Source organism: Mycobacterium colombiense, from assembly GCF_003284935.1.
In the GTDB taxonomy this organism is placed as follows: domain Bacteria; phylum Actinomycetota; class Actinomycetes; order Mycobacteriales; family Mycobacteriaceae; genus Mycobacterium; species Mycobacterium arosiense_A.
This window is the reverse complement of the sequence record NZ_QMEV01000125.1, coordinates 1-5,439: the sequence shown is the minus strand read 5'-3', so window position 1 is coordinate 5,439 and position 5,439 is coordinate 1. Positions and strand designations below refer to the sequence as shown.

General features: G+C 71.6%; 2 protein-coding genes and 2 pseudogenes. All 4 read left to right on the top strand.

Going from position 1 to position 5,439, the window contains the following annotated elements; genetic code table 11:
• Window positions 1-1,260 (top strand): annotated as a pseudogene (locus DQP57_RS26050) (UDP-N-acetylmuramoyl-tripeptide--D-alanyl-D-alanine ligase); the annotation flags it as partial.
• 125 nt (window positions 1,261-1,385) lie between these two features.
• Window positions 1,386-2,465 (top strand): phospho-N-acetylmuramoyl-pentapeptide-transferase, encoded by a 1,080-nt coding sequence (gene mraY / locus DQP57_RS26040; RefSeq protein WP_112635750.1) that lies wholly within the window; start codon window positions 1,386-1,388, stop codon window positions 2,463-2,465.
• Window positions 2,465-3,934, top strand: a complete 1,470-nt coding sequence (murD, locus tag DQP57_RS26035) for a UDP-N-acetylmuramoyl-L-alanine--D-glutamate ligase (RefSeq protein WP_112635748.1) — start codon at window positions 2,465-2,467, stop codon at window positions 3,932-3,934. The genes mraY and murD overlap by 1 nt, the downstream gene beginning before the upstream one ends.
• 199 nt (window positions 3,935-4,133) lie before the next feature.
• Window positions 4,134-5,439: pseudogene (ftsW, locus tag DQP57_RS26030) on the top strand (putative lipid II flippase FtsW); the annotation flags it as partial.

Here is a 5,439-nt window from a genome sequence, read left to right as displayed (position 1 = left end):
CGCGCCGGCGTGCTCGAGCACGACCCGGACGGCTCGGGCGCCGCGGTGCTGGCCGCGCTGGCCAGGCTGGCCAAGGCGGTGGCCGCCGAGCTGGTGGCCGGGGGGCTGCGGATCGTCGGCATCACCGGATCGTCGGGAAAGACCTCGACCAAGGACCTGGTGGCCGCCGTGCTGGCGCCGCTGGGGGAGGTGGTCGCCCCGCCCGGGTCGTTCAACAACGAGCTGGGCCACCCCTGGACGGTGCTGCGCGCGACGGCCGACACCGACTACCTGGTGCTCGAGATGTCGGCCCGGCATCCCGGCAACATTGCCGCGCTGGCCGACATCGCCACGCCGTCCATCGGCGTGGTGCTCAACGTGGGCACCGCTCACCTGGGCGAGTTCGGCTCGCGCGAAGCCATCGCCCAAACGAAATCCGAACTGCCGCAATCTGTCCCAGCGTCCGGGGTGGTGATCCTCAACGCCGACGATCCGGCCGTGGGGGCCATGGCGGACGTGACCGCGGCCCGGGTGGTCCGGGTCGGTCGCGCCGAGCACACCGACGCGGGCCCCAGCGACCTGTGGGCCGGGCCGGTGTCGCTCGACGAGCTGGCCAGGCCGCGGTTCACGCTGCACCGGCGCGACGCCACCGGGGTGCGGCAGGTGCAGGTAGGCCTCGGCGTCTACGGCGATCACCAGGTCGGCAACGCGCTGTGCGCGGCCGCGGTCGCCCTGGAATGCGGCGCCGACCTGGACCAGGTCGCGGCCGCCCTCGCCGCCGCGGGCCCGGTGTCGCGGCACCGGATGCAGGTCACCACCCGCGCCGACGGGGTTACCGTGATCGACGATGCCTACAACGCCAACCCCGATTCGATGCGGGCCGGGCTGCAGGCGCTGGCCTGGATCGCCCACGGGGGCGAGGGTGGCAGCAGCCCCTCTGAAAAGCGCAGGAGCTGGGCGGTGCTCGGCGAGATGGCCGAGCTCGGTGAGGACGCCATCCTCGAGCACGATCGCATCGGGCGGTTGGCCGTGCGCTTAGATGTGTCTCGACTCGTTGTCGTGGGAAGTGGGAGGTCGATGAGCGCCATGCACCACGGAGCGGTCATGGAGGGTTCCTGGGGCGCCGCCGATAAGGGGGCCGTGAACGTCGCCGACAGCGACGCCGCCCTGGCGTTGCTGCGAGCCGAGGTGCGACCCGGTGACGTGGTGCTGGTCAAGGCGTCGAATTCGGCCGGCCTGGGCGCGCTGGCCGACGCGCTGGCCCGTGACGATCGCGAGGGCGGCGAAGCCGGGCGAAGCGGGTCGTCACCATCGAGCGCTGACGATCGCGAGGGCGGCGAAGCCGGGCGAAGCGGGTCGTCACCATCAGAAAGCCCAGCCGGCTCAGACGACCCTGGGACGCGCGCATGAGGCAGATCCTCATCGCGGTCGCCGTCGCGCTGACCGTGTCGATCCTGTTGACCCCGGCGCTGATCCAGTTGTTCACCCGGCAGGGATTCGGCCACCACACCCGCGAGGACGGCCCGCCGACGCACCACGCCAAACGGGGCACGCCGTCCATGGGCGGCGTGGCGATCCTGGCCGGCATCTGGGCGGGGTATCTGGGCACCCACCTGGCCGGGATGGCCTTCGACGGCGAAGGCGTCAGCGTGTCGGGTCTGCTGGTGCTGGGTCTGGCCACCGCGCTCGGCATCGTGGGATTCCTCGACGACCTGATCAAGATCCGCAGGTCTCGCAACCTCGGCCTGAACAAGACGGCCAAGACGATCGGGCAGGTCGCCGCCGCGGTGCTGTTCGGCGTGCTGGTGTTGCGGTTCCACAACGCCAACGGGCTGACCCCGGCCAGCGCCGACCTGTCCTACGTGCGTGAGATCGCGACCGTCACCCTGGCGCCCGGGCTGTTCGTGCTGTTCTGCGTCGTCGTCGTCAGCGCCTGGTCCAACGCGGTCAACTTCACCGACGGCCTGGACGGGCTGGCCGCCGGCAGCATGGCGATGGTGTCCGCCGCCTACGTCCTGATCACGTTCTGGCAGGCGCACAGCGCCTGCGTCAGCTCGCCGGGTCTGGGCTGCTACAACGTGCGCGACCCGCTGGACCTGGCGTTCGTCGCGGCCGCCACCGCGGGCGCCTGCATCGGGTTTCTGTGGTGGAACGCCGCGCCCGCCAAGATCTTCATGGGCGACACCGGATCGCTGGCCTTGGGCGGCATCATCGCCGGCCTCTCGATCACCAGCCGCACCGAGATCCTCGCCGTCGTGCTGGGTTCGCTGTTCGTCGCCGAGGTCAGCTCGGTGGTGTTGCAGATCTTGACGTTTCGGACCACCGGGCGCCGGGTGTTCCGGATGGCGCCCTTTCACCACCATTTCGAACTGGCCGGCTGGGCCGAGACCACGGTCATCATCCGCTTCTGGCTGCTCACCGCGATCGCCTGCGGCCTGGGCGTGGCCCTGTTCTACGGTGAGTGGCTGGGCGCGACAGGTGCCTGATGAGCGGCCTTGACCCCCTGGCGCCCGGCGCGCCGGTGCTGGTGGCCGGCGGCGGGGTGACGGGCAGGGCCGCGCTGGCGGCGCTGCGGAGGTTCGGCGCGGTGCCCACGCTGTGCGACGACGATCCGGCCACGCTGCGCGGACACGCCGATGCCGGGGTGGCGACCGCGTCCACCGCGACCGCCGCCGAGCAGATCTCCCGGTTCGCGCTGGTGGTCACCAGTCCCGGCTTTGCGCCGACGACGCCGCTGCTGATGGCGGCCGCGACGGCCGGGGTGCCGATCTGGGGCGACGTGGAGCTGGCCTGGCGGCTCGACGCCGCGGGCCGGTACGGGCCGCCGCGGCGCTGGCTGGTGGTGACCGGCACCAACGGCAAGACGACGACCACGTCGATGCTGCACGCCATGCTGACCGCGGGCGGCCGGCGCGCCCTGCTGTGCGGCAACATCGGCGACCCGGTGCTCGACGTCTTGGCCGACGACACCGACGAACCCGCCGAGCTGCTGGCCGTCGAGCTGTCCAGCTTCCAATTGCATTGGGCGCCTTCGCTGAAGCCCGAGGCCGGCGCGGTGCTCAACATCGCCGAGGACCACCTCGACTGGCACGGCAGCATGGCCGCCTACGCCGCGGCGAAGGCGCGGGTACTCGACGGTCGGGTCGCGGTGGTGGGGCTGGACGACAGCCGGGCGGCGGCGCTGCTGGACACCGCCGCGGCGCCGATGCGCGTCGGCTTCCGGCTGGGCGAGCCGGCCGCGGGGGAGCTGGGCGTGCGCGACGGCCACCTGGTGGACCGCGCCTTCGCCGACGACCTCGCGCTGCTGCCGGCCGACGCGATCCCGGTGCCTGGGCCGGTCGGGGTGCTCGACGCCCTGGCCGCCGCGGCGCTGGCGCGCAGCGTCGACGTGCCGGCCGAGGCGATCGCGACCGCGATCACCTCGTTCCGGGTGGGCCGGCACCGGGCCGAGGTCGTGGCCGTTGCCGACGGAATCACCTACGTCGACGACTCCAAGGCCACCAACCCCCACGCCGCCGAGGCGTCCGTGCTGGCCTACCCCCGGGTCGTGTGGATCGCCGGCGGTCTGCTCAAGGGCGCGTCGGTGGACGCCGAGGTCGCCAGGATGGCGTCGCGGCTGGTCGCGGCCGTGCTCATCGGTCGCGATCGGCACGAGGTTGCAGAGGCGTTATCGCGACACGCGCCGGATGTACCCGTCCTGCAGGTTGTGACAGGCGAGGATGCTGGTATGGATGCGACTGCTGTGGTTTTTGGGGCAGATGTGACAGAAGTGAAACAATCCGGCGGCAATGTGGGCACGGCGGTCATGAACGCGGCGGTGGCCGCGGCTCGTACCGTAGCGAAGCCCGGTGACACCGTCCTGCTGGCTCCGGCGGGCGCATCGTTCGACCAATTCGCGGGTTACGCCGACCGGGGCGACGCCTTCGCGGCCGCCGTGCGCGCGGCGCTCCGGTAGGGCGGGCGTGGGTAACGCGCTGACCCGGCGGCTGCGCCGGGGTAAAGACAGCACCGAGACGGCCACGGCCGAGCCCGGGCCGGCCGAGGACGTCGACGCGGCAGCCGATGCCGCGCAGGCCGATGCCGACCAGAAGGTCGGCACGAAGCCCGCCAAGCCGCAGAAGAAGGACAAGCCGGCCAAGGACGGCGGTGCGCACGGCCGGTTCGGCGCCTGGCTGGGCCGGCCCATGACGTCGTTTCACCTGATCATCGCGGTCGCCGGGCTCCTGACGACGCTCGGGCTGATCATGGTGCTCTCGGCCTCGGGCGTGCGGTCCTACGATGCCGACGGATCGGCCTGGGTGATCTTCGGCAAGCAGGTGCTGTGGACCGTGATCGGGCTCATCGCCTGCTACGCCTCCCTGCGGATGTCGGTGCGGTTCATCCGGCGGGTCGCATTCACCGGCTACGTCGTCACGGTCATCCTGCTGGTGTTGGTGCTGGTTCCCGGTATCGGCAACCTGGCCAACGGATCTCGCAAGTGGTTCGTGGTCGCCGGCTTCTCGATGCAGCCGTCCGAGCTGGCCAAGATCGCCTTCGCCATCTGGGGCGCCCACATGCTGGCCGCCCGCCGCCTGGAGCGGGCGAGCCTGCGCGAATTGCTGATTCCCCTGGTGCCGGCGGCGGTGATCGCGCTGGCGCTGATCGTCGCCCAGCCCGACCTCGGGCAGACGGTGTCGCTGGGCATCATCCTGCTGGCCCTGCTGTGGTACGCCGGCCTGCCGTTGCGCGTGTTCGTCACCTCGTTGCTGGCCGTCTTCGTGGCCGGCGCGATCCTGGCCATGTCGGCCGGATACCGGTCGGACCGGGTGCGGTCCTGGATCAACCCGGAGAACGACCCGCAGGACACCGGCTACCAGGCGCGCCAGGCGAAGTTCGCGCTCGCGCACGGCGGGATCTTCGGCGACGGCCTGGGCCAGGGCGTGGCCAAGTGGAACTACCTGCCCAACGCCCACAACGACTTCATCTTCGCGATCATCGGCGAGGAGCTCGGCTTCATCGGCGCCTTCGCGCTGTTGGTGCTGTTCGGGCTGTTCGCCTACACCGGGATGCGGATCGCGCGCCGCTCGGCCGACCCGTTCCTGCGGCTGCTGACCGCCACCACGACCATGTGGGTGCTGGGCCAGGCGTTCATCAACATCGGCTACGTCATCGGAATCCTGCCGGTCACCGGCATCCAGCTGCCACTCATTTCCGCCGGCGGAACATCAACCGCGGCAACGCTTTTCATGATCGGCATCATGGCCAACGCCGCGCGCCACGAACCGGAGGCGGTGGCCGCCCTGCGGGCCGGCCGCGACGACAAGGTGAACCGGATCCTGCGGCTGCCGCTGCCCGAGCCCTACTCGCCGACGCGCTTGGAGGCGTTTCGCGACCGCAAGCGCGCGCGCCCGAAAGCCGGCTCGCAATCGGGCGACGCGCCCCGCAAAGGCGGCGGGGCGTCCGGGCGCAAGCCCGCCCGCA